17 protein-coding genes are annotated in these 18,042 nt (G+C 40.3%); 12 read left to right on the top strand and 5 right to left on the bottom strand.

What is annotated here, in order from left to right; genetic code table 11:
• Window positions 1-115 precede the first annotated feature (115 nt).
• Together V7K53_RS32410 and V7K53_RS32405 are read left to right on the top strand one after the other, a co-directional pair.
• Window positions 116-376, top strand: coding sequence for a helix-turn-helix domain-containing protein (locus tag V7K53_RS32410; protein WP_335201583.1), 261 nt, complete (start codon window positions 116-118; stop codon window positions 374-376).
• Window positions 357-1,670 (top strand): site-specific DNA-methyltransferase, encoded by a 1,314-nt coding sequence (locus V7K53_RS32405; protein WP_335201582.1) that lies wholly within the window; start codon window positions 357-359, stop codon window positions 1,668-1,670. The genes V7K53_RS32410 and V7K53_RS32405 overlap by 20 nt, the downstream gene beginning before the upstream one ends.
• Here V7K53_RS32405 and V7K53_RS32400 read toward each other — a convergent pair.
• On the bottom strand, window positions 1,645-2,412 hold the full coding sequence (locus V7K53_RS32400) for a hypothetical protein (protein WP_335201581.1): 768 nt from the start codon (window positions 2,410-2,412) through the stop codon (window positions 1,645-1,647). The two genes, V7K53_RS32405 and V7K53_RS32400, sit on opposite strands and share 26 nt — an antisense overlap.
• Before the next feature lie 382 nt (window positions 2,413-2,794).
• Window positions 2,795-3,619, bottom strand: a complete 825-nt coding sequence (locus tag V7K53_RS32395; RefSeq protein WP_335201580.1) for a DUF2887 domain-containing protein — start codon at window positions 3,617-3,619, stop codon at window positions 2,795-2,797.
• Window positions 3,620-3,759: 140 nt separating this feature from the next.
• Here V7K53_RS32395 and menB point away from each other — a divergent pair, with 140 nt between their 5' ends.
• A complete protein-coding gene (gene menB, locus V7K53_RS32390; RefSeq protein WP_335201579.1) occupies window positions 3,760-4,593 on the top strand; it encodes a 1,4-dihydroxy-2-naphthoyl-CoA synthase in 834 nt (277 codons plus the stop codon).
• A gap of 128 nt (window positions 4,594-4,721) precedes the next feature.
• Here the strand turns inward: menB and V7K53_RS32385 are convergent, their stop codons facing one another.
• A complete protein-coding gene (locus V7K53_RS32385) occupies window positions 4,722-5,036 on the bottom strand; it encodes a hypothetical protein (RefSeq protein WP_335201578.1) in 315 nt (104 codons plus the stop codon).
• A gap of 428 nt (window positions 5,037-5,464) precedes the next feature.
• On the bottom strand, window positions 5,465-6,019 hold the full coding sequence (locus tag V7K53_RS32380) for a DUF721 domain-containing protein (protein ID WP_335201577.1): 555 nt from the start codon (window positions 6,017-6,019) through the stop codon (window positions 5,465-5,467).
• A 199-nt stretch (window positions 6,020-6,218) separates the two neighbouring features.
• Between V7K53_RS32380 and V7K53_RS32375 the strand changes: the two genes are divergently transcribed.
• The 7 genes from V7K53_RS32375 to V7K53_RS32345 all read left to right on the top strand — a co-directional run bounded on the left by V7K53_RS32375 (window position 6,219) and on the right by V7K53_RS32345 (window position 14,123).
• Window positions 6,219-7,580: a hypothetical protein gene (locus V7K53_RS32375; protein ID WP_335201576.1), complete on the top strand. Its 1,362-nt coding sequence runs from the start codon at window positions 6,219-6,221 to the stop codon at window positions 7,578-7,580.
• A 325-nt stretch (window positions 7,581-7,905) separates the two neighbouring features.
• A complete protein-coding gene (locus V7K53_RS32370; RefSeq protein WP_335201575.1) occupies window positions 7,906-8,655 on the top strand; it encodes a PspA/IM30 family protein in 750 nt (249 codons plus the stop codon).
• A gap of 163 nt (window positions 8,656-8,818) precedes the next feature.
• A complete protein-coding gene (locus V7K53_RS32365) occupies window positions 8,819-9,595 on the top strand; it encodes a PspA/IM30 family protein (RefSeq protein ID WP_335201574.1) in 777 nt (258 codons plus the stop codon).
• 174 nt (window positions 9,596-9,769) lie between these two features.
• Window positions 9,770-10,105: a thioredoxin family protein gene (locus tag V7K53_RS32360; RefSeq protein WP_094349563.1), complete on the top strand. Its 336-nt coding sequence runs from the start codon at window positions 9,770-9,772 to the stop codon at window positions 10,103-10,105.
• Between the two features lie 52 nt (window positions 10,106-10,157).
• Window positions 10,158-11,369 carry an LL-diaminopimelate aminotransferase gene (locus V7K53_RS32355; RefSeq protein WP_335201573.1) on the top strand — a complete coding sequence of 404 codons (1,212 nt, stop codon included), beginning with the start codon at window positions 10,158-10,160 and terminating at the stop codon, window positions 11,367-11,369.
• A 403-nt stretch (window positions 11,370-11,772) separates the two neighbouring features.
• Window positions 11,773-13,146, top strand: a complete 1,374-nt coding sequence (locus V7K53_RS32350; protein ID WP_335201572.1) for an NF038130 family PEP-CTERM protein — start codon at window positions 11,773-11,775, stop codon at window positions 13,144-13,146.
• Window positions 13,147-13,700: 554 nt separating this feature from the next.
• On the top strand, window positions 13,701-14,123 hold the full coding sequence (locus V7K53_RS32345) for a response regulator (protein ID WP_335201570.1): 423 nt from the start codon (window positions 13,701-13,703) through the stop codon (window positions 14,121-14,123).
• 21 nt (window positions 14,124-14,144) lie between these two features.
• Here V7K53_RS32345 and V7K53_RS32340 read toward each other — a convergent pair whose 3' ends face one another.
• Window positions 14,145-14,324, bottom strand: a complete 180-nt coding sequence (locus tag V7K53_RS32340) for a hypothetical protein (protein ID WP_335201569.1) — start codon at window positions 14,322-14,324, stop codon at window positions 14,145-14,147.
• 667 nt (window positions 14,325-14,991) lie between these two features.
• On the opposite strand from V7K53_RS32340, the gene uvrC reads away from it, so the two are divergent.
• Both uvrC and V7K53_RS32330 read left to right on the top strand, forming a co-directional pair.
• Window positions 14,992-16,869: an excinuclease ABC subunit UvrC gene (gene uvrC / locus V7K53_RS32335; protein ID WP_335201568.1), complete on the top strand. Its 1,878-nt coding sequence runs from the start codon at window positions 14,992-14,994 to the stop codon at window positions 16,867-16,869.
• 831 nt (window positions 16,870-17,700) lie between these two features.
• Window positions 17,701-17,880 carry a replication restart DNA helicase PriA gene (locus V7K53_RS32330; RefSeq protein ID WP_179067652.1) on the top strand — a complete coding sequence of 60 codons (180 nt, stop codon included), beginning with the start codon at window positions 17,701-17,703 and terminating at the stop codon, window positions 17,878-17,880.
• Window positions 17,881-18,042: the final 162 nt, after the last annotated feature.

Raw genomic sequence — 18,042 nt, 5'->3', positions numbered from 1 at the left:
GGTGTCAAAATTAAAAGTGATTTATATAAGCGTTTCAAGTACTGGTGGTGCTGCTGAAACTTGCAAAATATTATAATTAGTAGTACAATAACGACTCTAGCGATTTTAGCGACAAATGCGACAAAATGTAGAACATAACAATAATGAGAGTGAAGAAGATATTTCGTTTTTAACAACTATTGAAGTAGCTGAACTTCTTCGTGTTCATCAAAGAACTGTACAAAGATGGATATCATCAAATAATCTTAAAGCTACAAAAGTGGGGCCAAGAATTTGGCGTATCAGACAAAAAGACTTAGATGAGTTCTTACAAATAAATAATAGTAGAAAACAAGCAGAAGAAGATATTAACTCAAATGGCAACAGGAATACCTAGTCGAAATAGTCGTAAAAGTCAAAAACAAAATATAATTCCTTTTCGTCTGGAATATGAAGGGAAAATTCCTATAGAAGATATATTAAAAATTCCTGTAGCAAAGTTACATCGCATAATAAGTATAGATGAACATCCAAGAAATAGACTCATCTATGGAGATAATTTAAGAGTTCTTAGTTCATTCTTGAACGATGATACTGTTGCCGGTAAAGTTAGTTTAATTTATATTGACCCCCCCTATGCAACAGGAAGTAGTTTTGAGTCTCGTCAAAGAAACCATGCTTATCACGACATAATGGAAGGTGCAGAATATTTAGAGTTTTTACGTCAACGACTAGTTTTAATGAAAGAACTTTTATCAGATGAAGGTTCTATTTATATACATTTAGATGACAAGATGGCTTGTACTGTCAAAATTATAATGGATGAAATTTTTGGTTCTAAAAACTTTCGCAATTTGATTACAAGAAAAAAATGTAACCCAAAAAACTATACACGTAAACAGTACGGAAACACTTCTGACTACATTCTATTTTACACAAAAACAGATAATTATATATGGAATCAGCCTTTTAACCCTTGGACTGAAACTACTGCAAAGAAAGAGTATCAATATGTTGAAAAGGAGACTGGAAGAGTTTATAAGAAAGTTCCTGTTCATGCACCAGGTGTAAGAAAAGGTGCAACAGGCCAACCCTGGAGAGGAATACTACCTCCTCCAGGTAAACACTGGCAATATACTCCAGAAACTTTAGACGAAATGGATGCACGCGGAGAGATTTACTGGTCACCAACAGGGAACCCAAGAAGAAAAGTTTATTTAGATAATAGCCAGGGTATTTCAGTCCAAGATATTTGGCTTGACTTCAAGGATGCTCACAATCAAAATATTAAAATTACTGGCTATCCAACAGAAAAAAATCCAGATATGATCAAACGAATAATTCTAGCCTCATCTAATGAGGGAGATATTGTGTTAGATGCATTCGCGGGAAGTGGAACGACTGCTGCTATAGCTGAAGAGTTAGATAGAAAATGGATAGCTATTGATAATTCCCAACTTGCTATAGCTACAATAGTTCAGCGTTTAGTTAACGGAACAGAAGTAATGGGTGACTTCATTAACGGAAATAGTTCCCCTAAACATGAACAAAAATGCTTAATAGGTATAAATAGAATTTTACGAAGTGGTCTAGATTTATATATTGAAGAAACACCAGAATTAGAGTTTATCTCTGATACTGTAATACATGAGTGGGATAGCAAACTCAACTTTCAAGCCAATCTTGTGTAAATCTCTCATCAAGCATTTTCAGAGTGCATACCATTATTTTGCCACTACCATAACTTTCTAGACGAGCATAATCATTCCACATAGATCCTAGTAGTAATCCTGGCCCATCATTCAAAAAAAATACCTTTAAAGCCACTTTATATGTATCAGCATATCTGAGAATATCAGTTGCTTTATCTCGATTCCCACCAGTTCGATCATCTTCTTGAGAACCTCCTCTATCAGAGTCATAACGAGCAAATCCAACTACTAAGGGGGTTCCATCTAATCGAGATATAAAAATATCTGCTGGAGTTTGAGCTTCCCAATTATCCAAAACCTTATCAAGCATTACATCTTTTCCAGCACGAACTGGCCCCCGAATTATATAATTTTTGCCAAATACTCTGTCAAACCATAAGAAAAACGCTTCTGTCAAGTCATAGCCTTTTTGCCCCCGTTTACTCTGTTCTAAAAGAAGAGCCATTAGAGTTTCATCGGGTACAGGACGACTTTGCAAATTTTTTCTAACTTCTTCTAAGCTACGAAATCTATCACCAAAATCGTTAATTATAGTGGGAATATCACGTTTTTTCTTGGTCATTTCTACAGTCGTATCTGGTGATACATACCTCCGAAATACTCTAAGAAGTTGAATACGTAAAGGATCTGGGTCTTTTGTAATAATTTCAAGTAAATTTGCAGAGTTGGTTGCTTCGTCTACCAATTCTATGAAACGCTCCAAAACTTTCTCGTAGAGCATTTTAGCTTCATCTAAAGAATCTGGTTAGAATGGTGAGTCAAATATGGTAATCCACTTAGATGCAGTTACTTTGTAGCTACTGAATGAATTCAAATTACAATCTCCTGTACCATAATCGATACAATCTTTTAAGTATAAAACACATAACTCTATAAAAAAACTCAAAAGATAACTCTTTCAACGTCCCTCAGCAATTTCACCAAATAGTCGTTTTAACAGTCAGAGGATAAGCGATCGCACTTTTTCTTCCACCGCTTCTGATATACTCGCGTGTCTACAAATGCTTCTTCAGTTCGAGAAACTTTATTTGTAGCCATAATTATTTTACAGAGTGCGTAGGCGTAGCCCACCGCAGGTATCGCCCTTTTCCCCTACGTGAAACTTACCCGCTTTGTTGACTTTGTAACCACCCTTCCAAATCAGCAAGAGAAGAGAAATCCAACAAAGCGTCACCTAAAGCTTCTAACTGTTCTAGCGACAACACCTGAATCTGGCGCTGAAGCGACTCAGGAAACTCACCCACCCGTCGGTTTAATAGTCTTAAGATGAGCGATCGCGCTTCTTCTTCCTTCGCTTCCCGAATCGCCCGTGGTTCTTCCAAATTCAGTCCTAACATCGCTGCAATCTCCTCTCGACTCAGGTTAGAAAACTTGTAGACGATAATCGTCGTCACTAAATCAATTATCGCTTGCTCCGATTGTTGCCGTGCTTGTTCCAGCAAAAACCGCGCCCCTTCCACTGCTTCCGTTTCAGAAGTAACATTTGTCAGCAACATCAAACCCAATCCCAAAGGTTGTTGTCGCAAATCCCCCAACTCATCCAGATAAACCCGCCTGACTTGACCACTTTCCAATAAAGCGCGGTGAATCGAAGAAGAAGAAGGTTCCAGGCTGCGAGAGCCAAAAATTATTACCCCAAACCAGTCATCGTAACGGATAGAGTGGCGGTAGAGAAACAAAAACAATTCACTAAAGAAGCGGTGATATAAGTCTTCGTCCTTCTGAAACTGGACTTCTGCAAAAAAGACGGTTTTGGAAACTGCATTAGCGGGAGGTAAAAATACTCCATCAATCCGAAACGCCGTTTCTTTCACCTCAACTGATTCAAACTGGTAGTTCTCCGCTTCTGGGGGTGGTTCATCTACTAATTCAAATAGCAAACCAGGAAATTGCTTAAATAATTTATAGAAGATGGTGTCACGTCGCATTCTTATTCCTCAACACCCAGACAATTACCAGATTGTAAAGGCTTGAGACAACAATTTAGCGTAGGCGTAGCCCACCGCAGGTATCGCTTGTCCCTACGTCCGCGATAAAATTCTCAAGCACAACACCGCACTCCATACCAATGCAAATTAACTGGCAAACTGCCAAAACCTACGAAGATATCCTGTATCAAAAAACCGATGGCATTGCGAAAATCACCATCAACCGTCCCCATAAACGCAATGCTTTCCGTCCTGAAACGGTCTTTGAACTGTACGACGCTTTCTGTAATGCTCGTGAAGATACTACTATTGGTGTTGTTCTATTTACTGGTTATGGTCCACATACTGATGGCAAATATGCCTTCTGTTCTGGTGGCGATCAAAGCGTGCGGGGACATGCGGGTTATGTGGATGATACTGGCATCCCCCGCTTGAATGTGCTGGATTTACAACGGCTGATTCGTTCCATACCGAAAGTGGTGATTGCTTTAGTCGCTGGATATGCGATCGGTGGTGGACACGTCTTACACTTGATTTGCGACCTTACCATCGCTGCCGATAACGCCATTTTCGGACAGACTGGCCCGAAAGTCGGCAGTTTCGACGGTGGTTTTGGAGCCAGCTATCTCGCCCGCGTTGTGGGACAAAAAAAAGCTAGAGAAATTTGGTTTCTCTGCCGCCAATATGATGCACAACAAGCGCTAGAAATGGGCTTAATTAATTGTGTCGTCCCAGTGGAACAACTAGAAACTGAAGGTATTCAATGGGCGCAAGAGATTTTAGAAAAAAGTCCGATCGCAATTCGATGTCTCAAAGCCGCCTTTAACGCTGATTGTGATGGACAAGCTGGTTTACAAGAACTCGCTGGCAACGCCACCCTACTTTATTACATGACAGAAGAAGGATCTGAGGGCAAACAAGCCTTTCTCGAAAAGCGTCCACCAGATTTTCGCTCTTTTCCTTGGCTACCTTAGAATTGCAAAAATCGCCCCCCTTAAATGAGGTGCGATTTTTGTAGATATCAACTTTTACAGCACTAAAAATCTTAAAAACAAATTTTATTTTAAGCAGACTACAAACTCAGTCCAGTAATAATGGATGACTAAATGACCACTGCTTTAGTTTTTACCTGTTCAGATATGGAGGCCGTTATTTCCTCTAGAGGGGCAAGAGCAGCATTATCGAAATCTGAGGTTAAAGATTGACAAGATGTTAAAACTGGAGCTGCATCTGGTAAACCCCAAGCATCTTCTAAGGTTTCCCAAGAAGGTGCAAAAGGTGGGAGTGCCAACGAACAAGCCTTCCAAGTCGCTTGAACTGGTGCGCCCAACTGCTGGCACGTTCCACCACGGCGACCTTCTGGCTGGTAATGACGACAATATCTACAGGCAGATGCTAAAACTTTAATAGGTTTCATTCGGATTCATCTTTAGTGTTGTTTCTGGCTGAATTTCATCTTTATATTCTGCTTCTATATATAAAGACGGAGAAAAGCCAAAAAGTCATTATTTTCTATAGGTTTCAGCGATCCCAAGTAAAAAATAAACTTCAGGATATTTTTATAATCTTGTTATATATTTAAATAATTACTAGAGCAGTTACATATAGATATCGTCTAAAACTTATTAGGGATCAAGAATAAAAGCAAAGCTTTTGATTTGCCCAGCCTTTTAACTTCCTCCTTTAGGATGGCTTAAGGCATAGAATTTTAGATAAATAGTCTGCTTTAACTACCACATTCGGCAGATTTTAGCGATAAACTATATTTTTTCTCAAGAATTAGAAAGATTTGATGTAATGGCAGCAAGTTATTTCAGGATAAACTCTGCTCAACGAAATAATCGCTCAACCATTTTGCTTTGAAAACTGTTTAGCAGCACAGACAGAACAGACTTCCCAGCGCTGGAGTTCACCGGGTGGGGTGGGAGATTGACACTGGGGACAAAGGGGTAAGCCATGCGATCGCGATCGCACAATCTTCGTCCAATGTCCAAAAGCCGCATTTACATCTTTAGTGGGTGTAACATCAGGGCGGCTAATCTCATCACCAAGATAACTGGGATGCTCATGAGGCGAAACCATTTGTTGCTGTTTTCTTTCCACCGACGGATTCTGCCAGCCAGCAGTAGAGAAGCGAATATCAACCAAAGGCGTTGGCAGCTTTTTATTCAACTTTAAAAGTAGAGATGTGCGACCAAAAGTCAGGTTTTGCGCCCAAGCAGCACTAGAAGTTGCTACCGACAAAACATCACGCTGAATCGATAATGGTCGAGTATTTGCGGCAACCACTGGGCCAACAACTTCTGCCCAACACTTGAGCAGACGTTGAAATGGTTGCTCCTGCCATTTAGACTGCTTTTCCAGAATCCTTAAAACATCATTAATTGATTTCAACGACATTATTCAAAGTGGGGAGTGAGGAAGAAGGGAATAGGAGAGGTTATAGGTTACAGGTTACAGGTTACAGGGTGCAGATTATTCCCTATCACCTGTCACCTCTTCCCCAATCCCCAATCTATTTAAATAATTTCCGCTACTATTGTCACAAAATATATCTAAAAAGTTGATTCCAGTAATCTACGTTTGAGGCACAAAGGCAATGACTCAAAACCCCCTGAACGACTCCAGTACTCATCAATCGTCTAAAACACCTGGGTTGAAACCAGTACTAGCAGCAGCACTAGCAAGTTTAGAGGTGCCGCTAGATCAAGAGTTAGCTCGATATCGACGCACGCGAACTGGTTTGGTGTCATCTAAGCAGTCCCGTGTTGCAAGTTACATCAGCGGACAACACCAACCGTTAACTACTATTTCGACAATATTGGGCGCAACTCAGTCATCAGCAACGGAAATTAAAACCAATGTATCGCCTGCATCTGTACCCGTGAATCCTGAGATGAATCCAGCGCCAGCTACGGCAAAAATTGATGTCTCACCCGCATCTGTAGCTGTGAATCCTGAGATAAATCCAGCACCAACTACAGCAAAAACTGAGGAACTGAATAATCTTAATGCGCCCTCAACCTCCAATGCAGCTAAAACACAAACTCAACTTCCACCACCCCCACCCAACTTTAGTAGCAGCATTGTGCCAGCGATCGTTAAAAATACTAAAAGCGAAAATCACTTGCAGACAGATGATAGCCCCAAGCACCCAGATGACTATTTAGAATCTAGTGAAGCACTGCTGCGAAGTCTGACAGAAGAACAACCAGAAACCAAGAAACCAAGCAATTCTAGCGACAGTATGCTATCACCTTTGGGTATTGGCTCCATGTTACTGCTATTAGTGGCTAGTCTTATCTTGGGTTATGCAGTCTTCAATCCTAAAAGCTTGCCACAATGGAATTTAGGCAACTTATTTAACGGCAACTCCTCTCCCACACCAGAAAATACTGAGGAAGTTGGGAGTAATATCCAACCTCAAATTCAGCCACCAAGCACATCTATACCCAAATATCCCAATCTAGCTACTGAAGAGTTTCCTGAAGTAAGAGATCCCAATGATGTAGTTGGCTTAAAACCCAAAGTCCAACCAACCCCCGCAGTAGTGCCTAATCCAGTTGTTCCCCAAAACCCCGCAAATCCTCAAGGGGCATTTTCTAACCCCAATACAGCCCAACCGACTAACCCGATCGCTTTAGCACCAGTACCGACGCTAAAATCCTTGCCTCCCCTAAATTTACCTCCCACTTCACCGACAAAAACCTCGCCCAAACCAATCGCAACGTCACCAAAGCCAGATGCAGAAATCAAGCCAGGAACAGATGGGTTTTATCATGTAGTGATAGATAATAAAGGCGCGGCTTTTGCCTCAGCACGGCAAGTAATTCCTGATGCTTATTTATCGCCTAACAAAGAATTGATTTATCTGGGTGCTTTTAAAACTAAAGAGCAAGTAAAACAACAGATGAAACTGTTAGAAGCAAAGGGAATCAAGGCACGAGTTCAGCAGCCATGAGTTGCAAAAATCTACGATACCATGAGATAACAGTCCTGAGTCAATAAATGCTGAGTGCCCAGTTGTGTTAGCGGATAGCTAGGGTTTAGCCCGTGCTTGAGTGGTAGAGACAGAATATTGTTTGTTTACGACCCCACAACAAAAAATATTATACTCAAAACTTTTATTAGGCACTCAGCACTCCATAACTACCCGATGACAAAAAATATTACTATACTTAGGACTTTAACTAGGCACTCAGCACTCTATAACTAAATTTATTACTAAGCACGGTCTAAACGCCCTGCTAACAGCACTCAGAACTGGATTTCGTTGGAGAGCCGATATGGAATTAATCAAGCGTATCCTGCGGGTGATTCGCGCTAATCTCAATAGTTTGATCGGTGGTGCAGAAGATCCAGAAAAGATTTTGGAGCAAGCTGTCCTGGAAATGCAGGAAAATCTGGTGCAGCTGCGGCAGGGTGTAGCACAAGCGATCGCTACCCAGAAACGCACTGAACGACAAGCAGCGGCCGCTCAGTCTCAAACGGAAGAATGGTATCGCCGCGCCCAATTGGCCCTGCAACAAGGCAATGAACCTCTAGCACGTGAAGCTTTGACTAAGCGCCAAGCCTATAAAGAAACTACTACAGCCCTCTTTTCGCAGATAGAGCAACAAAACGAGATAGTTGCTAGGCTAAAAAAGGATATGCGATCGCTAGAGTTAAAAATTTCCGAGGCGAAAACTAAAAAAGATATGTATATTGCCCGCGCCCGTTCTGCTGAAGCGTCTTATCGCCTCCAAGAAATGCTCGGCGGAGTTTCTACTAATAACAGTCTGAGTGCCTTCGAGCGCATGGAAGAAAAAGTTTTACAGATAGAAGCTCAATCAGAAGCCATAGCTCAACTTAGTAGCGACGACTTGGAAACACAATTTACTTCTTTGGAATCTAATGATGTAGATACCGAATTGGCAGCGATGAAGGTACAGGTTTTCAAGCAATCAGAAAACACACAGCACAAAATCCTAACCGAGGAGAGCCAAAAGACAGAGCAGCCTCCCCAACAGCAGTTACCCAAAACTCAGGATTCTTGAAGTTCTACTAATTACCCCAGTTTGGCGATATCTTAACAATTAAGAGTTGTTAGGAGGTACTGATTCAAACTGGTAAAGATTACATTGAAATAGGTAGCTATAAAAAAGTAAAAAAGCTAACTGTCCAACAAAAAGCGTAAATCACACAAGGAAAAACAAAGTTATGGGATTATTCGATCGCATTAAGCGAGTAGTTAGTTCTAACCTCAACGACCTAGTTAACAAAGCCGAAGACCCCGAAAAAATGCTAGAGCAAGCCATCCTGGAAATGCAGGAAGACTTGGTACAGCTGCGTCAGGGAGTAGCCCAGACGATCGCCGCCCAAAAACGCAGTGAGAAACAGTATAATGATGCTCAAAATGAAATCAATAAGTGGCAACGCAATGCCCAACTAGCGCTGCAAAAAGGTGATGAAAACCTAGCACGACAAGCTCTAGAGCGCAAGAAGACTTATACTGACACCAGTGCTGCCCTCAAAGCTAGTTTAGATACCCAAAGCACCCAAGTTGAAACCCTCAAGCGCAACTTAATCCAGCTGGAAAGCAAAATTTCTGAGGCTAAAACCAAGAAAGAAATGCTCAAAGCTAGAATCACTACTGCCAAAGCCCAAGAGCAACTCCAAGGCATGGTGCGTGGGATGAATACTAACAGTGCAATGTCTGCCTTCGAGCGGATGGAAGAAAAAGTCTTGATCCAAGAATCCCGGGCCCAGGCAGCAGGAGAGTTAGCAGGTGCAGATTTAGATACCCAATTTGCCCTGTTGGAAGGTGGTAACGATGTTGATGATGAATTAGCAGCTTTAAAAGCCCAGATGCTACCACCCGCCGCTCCACAAAATCAAGCCCAACTGCCACCGCAACAACAAACCACAGCTCCTAAATCTAATGAGGTGGTTGATGCTGAGTTAGATTCCCTACGCAAGCAATTGGATCAACTGTAAAATTGACAGAAAACTTATTTAAGCTAGTCCCACACCAGTTGGCTGTGGGATTTTACGTCATTAGTCAATAGTTAACAATCCTAATCACTATAAATTATTAACTATGGACTATTGACGACTTTGGGATAAAGTATTGTGTGTGCCAACTTCGATCGCCACCTGATGGAGACTGCAATGAGTAAGGCTGTAATCACCATAACCGATGCTGAGTTTGAAACCGAAGTGTTAAAAGCCGAGCAGCCTGTATTAGTTTATTTTTGGGCTTCCTGGTGTGGGCCTTGTCAATTGATGTCGCCCGCGATTAACTCAGCTGCCAGCGAATATAGCGATCGCCTCAAAGTCGTTAAAATGGAAATTGACCCCAACCCACTGACTGTTAAGCAGTACCAAGTGGAAGGTGTACCTGCCCTGAGACTATTTCAAGGACAGGAAGTTTTGATATCCACCGAGGGAGTCATCGGCAAAGAGAAATTATTTGCTCTTCTAGATACCCACTTAAATAGTAATTAGTCAATAGTTCATAGCAAATGACTGATGACCAATGACTAATGACTAATGACAAATGACTAACATACAGTTTGCAAAACGTTTACAACCCCTAAAATCGAATGTATTTGCTGATATGGACAGAGCCAAGGCAATCGCTTTGGCCGCTGGACGAGAGGTAATTGATTTGTCGTTGGGGTCTTCTGATTTACCAGCCGAGGCACACGTTATTGAGGCGATCGCCCAATCTCTCCACGATCGCAGTACCCACGGCTATCTGTTATTTAACGGTACCCAAGGATTTCGCGAAGCCGCAGCCAACTGGTACGAACAAAAATTTGGTATCAAAGTCGATCCTCAAACTGAGGTACTACCTTTAATTGGTTCTCAAGAAGGCACAGCCCATTTACCTCTAGCAATACTCAATCCAGGAGACTTTGCCCTATTGCTCGATCCAGGTTATCCATCCCATGCGGGGGGAGTCTACCTAGCCAGCGGTCAAATCTACCCGATGCCACTACTCGCAGAAAACGGTTTTTTACCAGTGTTTGCTGATATTCCCGCCCCAGTCTTGGCCCAGTCGCGAATGATGGTATTAAGTTATCCTCATAATCCCACCGCTGCGATCGCACCTTTATCTTTTTTCCAAGAAGCTGTAGCCTTCTGCCAACAACACAATCTCGTGCTGGTTCACGATTTCCCCTACGTAGATTTAGTATTTCAGGAAAGTAGGGAGTGGGCAGATTCTTCTCCTAATTCAAAATCCTTAGTCCCTTCAATTCTGCAAGCCGATCCAGAAAAAAGCGTCTCGATTGAATTTTTCACCCTTTCCAAGTCCTACAATATGGGCGGCTTCCGTATTGGCTATGCCATCGGTAATGCCCAGTTAATTAACGCCTTACGCCAGGTAAAAGCCGCCGTTGATTTTAACCAGTATCGGGGAATTTTGAATGGTGCGATCGCTGCCCTAACTGGCCCTCAATCTGGCGTAAAATCTGCTGTCAACACCTTTCAGGGGCGACGTGATGCTTTTATCAGTGCCTTACATTGCATTGGCTGGAATGTTCCTACTCCCGAAGCTACAATGTACATCTGGGCAAAATTGCCCTCACCTTGGAGTGAAAACTCCGTAGAATTTTGTACCCAGCTAGTCAAACAAACTGGTGTAGCAGTTTCTCCAGGTGCTGGCTTTGGCAAATCTGGAGAAGGGTATGTCCGTTTTGCCTTGGTGCATGAGCCACCTTTGTTAGAAATTGCTGTAGAAAGAATGGCTGAGTTTCTTCATTAAATTTCTTCTCAAGCTAAACGCTAAGGATTTTTAGTGGCGAAGTTTACCAATGGAACATACGGTGGGGGCGCACATTTATGTGTCCCTACCGTATTGTACTGAACTTGAAAATATTTAACAGTAATTTTTGTAACTATGTTAAATGCTCAAAGTATGTAATTAGACGTATAAAATTATCAAAACATTCTTCATCTTTTTATTGATAATCGGCAGTAACTTTACCCAATCAGGTCTCTCCGTTTATTAAACTGGGTTTGTACGCTCAGATACCAAAGACGGCTAACAGTACAGGTCGTGCTTTTAAGCATCTGTATTGCCAAAAAGCCTGTGGTCAAGACAGCCCAAGCCTAAAAACGGCAGTAGTTTAAAACTTAACTTCCAAACTGACAGAGACTTGAAAACAATGAAAACGACTTTTCAGACACTTGTAATTGGTGCCTCAATGGCTATTGGTGTGAGCGCTCTTGCCACTGCCCCAGCACACGCTACATCGTTTAACTTCGATAATAATGGAGAAATTAACACTTACACTGGTGGCTCAAATGGTACTTTCATCAAAGGGAATGCCCAAGGTGGTACTAAAGCTGCGATCAAAGCTTTGACAGATAACGACTCCAGTTCTAACGTCGAGCTTTGGTATAGTAGCGAAACCCCAGGTTCTAACGTTGGCTTCACTGCCACAAAAGGAAACTACAGTGCCACCGTTAGTAGTGTCACTACTAATGACTGGAATAATTTTGGTTCGCAATGGCTAGGCGATTTATTAAGTAGCTATACACCATTTCAATCAGTTTGGAACGGGTTTTCAGCCGACAGCAAATCACTAATAACTAGTTATTTTCCTTCCTTGGGAATGGGAGATCCGAACATTGGTGGTTTCCAATTCGGTCAAAATGGTGGTGTGGAACTGAAGTTAGTTGGTCACTTGGATGTAAAGACTAAACTTGCAACAACTATTTCTATTAAGGTTGATGAAAAGTGGAATGCAATTAAATCACAGTTTCCTCAACAAACAACTCAACCAACCCTTTCACAACTTGAAAGTTCAATTCCACAACTACAAACACAACTGAACGCAATTCCAGGACAAATTACTACACTGCAAACACAACTCAACGCACTTCCAGGACAAATTACTACACTACAAACACAACTCAACGCAATTCCAGGACAGATTACCACACTACAAACACAACTCAACGCAATTCCAGGACAGATTACCACACTGCAAACACAACTCAACGCAATTCCTAACACTACAGCCAATCAAGCACAAAGGCAATTACTGACAAATCAAATTTCTCAACTGAATACTCTCAAAAATCAGACACTGCCAGGTCAAATTTCTCAACTGAATACTCTTAAAAATCAGACACTGCCAGGTCAAATTTCTCAACTGAATACTCTTAAAAATCAGCTGCCAGGCCAAATCTCTCAACTGAATACTCTCAAAAATCAGCTACCAGGTCAAATCTCTCAACTCACATCATTTAAAGATGTACTGACTCTGCAAGCTGCATTAAATGCATATAAAGGTGAAATTGCGGCTAGTGAAATTGCTAAGGTAGTTACTGGTGGTCAAACTTACTATGCCTATAGCTTTAACCCCACTGCATCCGGTATTACTGCTTCTGATGATGGTGTATCCTACAGTGCAATTTATACTTGGTCAACACCTAAGTATGTCTCAGCACCAGAACCATCAGTAATACTTGGTCTTATGGGTGTTGCTGGTGTCTTTGCTACCCGACGCAAATTGAAAAAAGCATCTGATTGAAACTCTGGTTTACATTCCAAAAAATAAGTAAGGGAGCTGTTAGCTCCCTTTTTTGATGAATAATTCCTTGCGGCTATAAGAGAATTTAATCTTCTAGGTTATACTATTTTTAAAAATACTTGCAAAAAATAAATTTGTTGCAACATTTGACATCTATATGTCTCTACCAACTTGATTTGTTTTTAATATGGATTTCGTACAATGGTATTACTTACCTTCACATCTTTAGGAAGGGAAATTACGATAATATTAGTTCCAGTATTACTTAAGTAGTTTTACTCATAAACTTTAGAAAATTACTATTGTAAAAAAGATGTTAACTTAATACTCTAAATTACCAAAAGTTCGTAAAAAAAAGATTAATTTTTGATTTAATTATATTTGATTATACTATCATTTTAGTATTGTAGTGCAGCTAAATTTGATTTCTTCAGATATTTGAATAGACTACATAAGTACAATTTATATTTATTTTACTGTTTAAATGCACTACTGTTTTAGTTTATGGTAATCCTTGTTGGCTTTTAATTAAGATAATCAGATAATAGGTAGCAATGACAGTAAAATTACTCAATATAAATCAGCCATTGCAGTCACACAAAGTTAGACGGATTTTACTAGTTGAAGACCATTACCTCAATCGGATGTTACTTAGTGACTATCTAAGTTACTGTGGGTATGAAGTCCAAAGTTTATCAGAAGGTTCTGCTTTTTTCTCAACCATAGAGAAATTTGAGCCAGATTTAATGTTATTGGACTTGAAATTGCCAGATGTTGACGGTTATTCACTCTTAAAACAAGTCCAGCAAAAACCTGATTTATCAAAAATACCTATCATTGTGGTTTCAGCCTTTGCTTTTAAAGCAGATCGAGAACTAGCTCTGAGTTTGGGTGCATGTAGCTATTTTGTCAAACCTTTAAAACTCAAGGATCTCATCCTTGCAATTGAAGAACAGTTTACTTGTCGCCACAGATAAACTTTTTTGCTAGGTGTGTATTTATTCTGCTTTTTGTTCAGCAATAAACTCTTCAACGCACTCGCTAAGATTTTGTACAGAACTGCCAATTGTTGAAATTTTCTGTTGTACTTGTGCTAATAACAAAACTGCTGTTTGCAGTTCATTGAGAGTTTCAGCCATAGCCTCACGATAGTGGATTTCAAAGTCTTGTAAATTCATAATTTAGCTCTCGTATGAAATCATCATAATAAATATTTCTCAATCATAATCGCAAATTCAACTGACTAAATCCGTTAATTCGCTTAATATTATAAATTCAATAAATAAACATAAATAGTATCAATAAATAAAATTTTTATGTGATATTTATACAAGCAATATACAAGCATATTCTTGATTAAGAAAAAACCAAAGTTAATACAAAAATACGATCGTCTAATCTAAACTATAAAGTTTCAGATAATAAAGTATTATCAATTTAAAATATTAATTATAAATTCAAAAAGCAAAGTTTTTATTCTGACAGTAGCAGCCAATGGTTAAGGCCGCAGCTAGACAAACTCTCGTCAGTTCCAAAGTTTTAATGCTTGCAGTAAGTTTTCTGGGGAGCGAGCCTCTAGCTTGGAAGCCAAAGGAGTGACTACAGCAGACTTCTCTTTGTGCAGACTAAAAGCCTACCTGGATTGATGCTGTTAGCGGATAGCTAGGGTTTGGCTCGTGCTGAGTTAGGAGTTATTATTCTCCCCTAGTCCCCAGCCCCACTTTCATCTGTTCTGGTATATGCCACTCATGACAGCTACTTTACATTTACTTGATAAATAATTTGTTAAATCGGCACGAAAAAACAATTTTTCTTAAAATAGATAAAGATTACCTAATTTTGGTTGTGACAATATCTACTCAAATATTACCACTGGTTAAAGAGCCAGAACGACTAGAAAACCGTCTAGCCGAAATTCCACCGGAACCGGGGGTTTATTTCATGCGGGACAGGAGCGATCGCATTATATATATAGGTAAATCACGTAAGTTGCGATCGCGTGTCCGTTCCTATTTCCGGGATGGCTACAACAAAAGTGAACGTATCGCCACGATGGTCAAGTTGGTGACAGAAATTGAATTCATCGTCACTGATACTGAAGCCGAAGCCTTAGCGCTAGAAGCCAATTTGATCAAGCAGCACCAACCATACTTTAACGTGCTGCTCAAAGATGATAAAAAATATCCCTATCTCTGCATTACTTGGTCAGAAGATTATCCGCGAATTTTTATTACCCGTAAGCGGCAATTCGGAAAAGAAAAGGATAAATTTTACGGACCTTATACTGATGCTGGTTTATTGCGAGAAATTGTCCGCATCTGCAAGCGCATTTTTCCACAGCGACAACGACCTCAACCACTTTTTAAAGATCGCCCTTGCTTGAATTTTGATTTAGGGCGTTGTCCAGGTGTGTGTCAACAAATGATTTCACCAGAAGAATATCGCAAAATTGTCCAAAAAATAGCGATGGTTTTTCAAGGTCGAACTCAGGAACTGATTGATATTTTGACCCAACAGATGAACGCAGCAGCTGAAAACTTGAATTTTGAGTCAGCGGCGCGGATTCGAGATCAAATTTCTGGGTTAAAGTCACTGACAGCCGACCAAAAAGTTTCCTTACCAGATGATACAGTTTCACGGGATGCGATCGCACTGGCAGCCGACGAACAGCACGCCTGCATTCAACTATTCCAGATTCGCGCTGGGCAATTGGTTGGACGTTTAGCCTTTGTAGCGGATACTCACGCCGAACCAGGAGCTATTTTACAACGAGCTTTAGAGGAACATTATCAAACTGCTGATTCCGTAGAAATCCCTTTAGAGATTTTGGTACAGCATGATTTACCAGATACGGAGATATTGGCAGATGTTTTAACTCAACGTAAAGGCAAAAAAGTCACAATATTGACTCCTTTGCGCCAAACTAAAGCAGAATTAATAGAGATGGTAGAGCGAAATGCTCAGTATGAATTGCAAAGAATGCAGAAATTTGGCGATCGCAATCACCAAGCAATGCAAGATTTAGCCGCCATTCTCGATTTACCAGATGTACCTCACCGCATTGAAGGTTATGACATTTCCCATATTCAAGGGTCAAATGCTGTAGCTTCGCAAGTTGTGTTTATCGACGGATTACCTGCAAAACAGCACTATCGCCACTACAAAATTAAAAATCCTACGGTGACAGCAGGACATTCAGATGATTTTGCTAGTCTTGCTGAAGTCATCCAGCGGCGGTTCCGTAAATATGCGGAAAATCAGCAATTAACACGTTTGGGTAATCCTGACTGGCCTGATTTAATCATGATCGATGGTGGTAAAGGTCAGTTGTCATCGGTTATCGCCGTTTTGCAAGAGATGAATTTATTAGAAGACTTGCGAGTTGTGAGTTTAGCAAAGCAGCGAGAAGAGATTTTTTTACCGGGAGAATCTAAACCCTTAACAACTGATGCAGAACAACCGGGGGTACAGTTGTTACGGCGACTGCGGGATGAAGCGCATCGGTTTGCAGTGAGTTTCCATCGTCAGCAGCGCAGTGATAAATTGAAGCGATCGCGTTTAGATGAAATTCCTGGCTTAGGACATCATCGACAAAAGCAATTACTAGGGCATTTTCGATCAGTTGATTATATTCGGCAAGCGACAACCACGCAACTCGCTGAAGTCCCAGGAATTGGACCGCGTTTGGCTCAAGAAATTTACGATTACTTTCATCCTGTTTGAAGTCACAACTCCCATTTTCACCTTGAACTTGGGATTGGGAACTACTACCGCAAGGCGGAATTAAAAATTAAAAATGAATACAGCGTAAGCGTTTCATTGATTTGGAATGGGGGTTTATTTGCGCCATGTTGTACTAGGGACTGAGTAATGGGAAGGTAGTGAGCCTTTATAGCGGTTCTCATTTACGTGAGGTACACGCGTAAACGAGAATTGCTGTCTTCTTAATTCCCTATACCCCACACCCCACACCCAAAAACCTTATAAATAATAGGTTTGCCGTTATCAAGCGTGCGATTCGATGCTAGATTTTGCTGTACTAAGATTCAGGTTTAATTACTAGCATTGCAGAGAACTTTTAGCGGCTCCTGAAGCTTCGACCACATGAAGTTTGCTAATTTTAATTAAATTATCTTACCAGAATTTAATCTCATAAATCTTGTCAGCAAATATTAACTAAATCTTAAGATAGAGATTTTGTTACTAAATATACAGTAATTTATGTGATTTAATTTTTGAATACAAGAACGGCTTTTTTGTATTCGTCTGAAATGACTGTAAACAAGACTCTCTCAAGCCATTAATCATAGGGATCAGTAAATCTCTAAACAGCATTTAATTAAAAAATAATTTATGTATCTAAAGTAGGAGGGTAAAATCACTTAAATTCTAGAATAATAGATAAAGATATCGAAAAGTTATCAAACCTGAAATTTTGTTTAAAATAATCAACCAATATTACAGCAGTTTGTTAATTTGGTCGAACCAGATTTTTTTCCTGGTTTAACTAGTAGCTTTACCAAATAAAAAATAATTACAACTAGGGGTTTTAAAATGCAGACAGTACAAAAGATTTACTGCCCAAATTGTGGTAGCCATGCCGAGCGTTATTATATTTCTGATAGTCAATTAACTCGAACACAATGCCCAAGTTGTGACTATTTGATGATTAGTTGTACTCGCACTGGCAAAGTAATTGAAGCGTATGCCCCTGGCATTCATGCACACCGCTAGCTAATAAAAAAAAATTAAAAATTGGAGAAGATTTCTCTAATTTTTAATAAAAAGTTTTTTATCAAAAGAGAATTCAGGAGTTATAATTCTGCATGAATTGGAGTCTGACTGGCGCGCAGCGGTAGTGAGTCAGCGTACCACTACGGGTAAGCAAGCTACGCG

The sequence above is a fragment of the Nostoc sp. genome (genome assembly GCF_036917355.1).
Classification (GTDB): Bacteria; Cyanobacteriota; Cyanobacteriia; order Cyanobacteriales; family Nostocaceae; genus Nostoc.
Note: the sequence above shows the minus strand (reverse complement) of the source record. Positions and strands in the feature narration are given on the sequence as shown.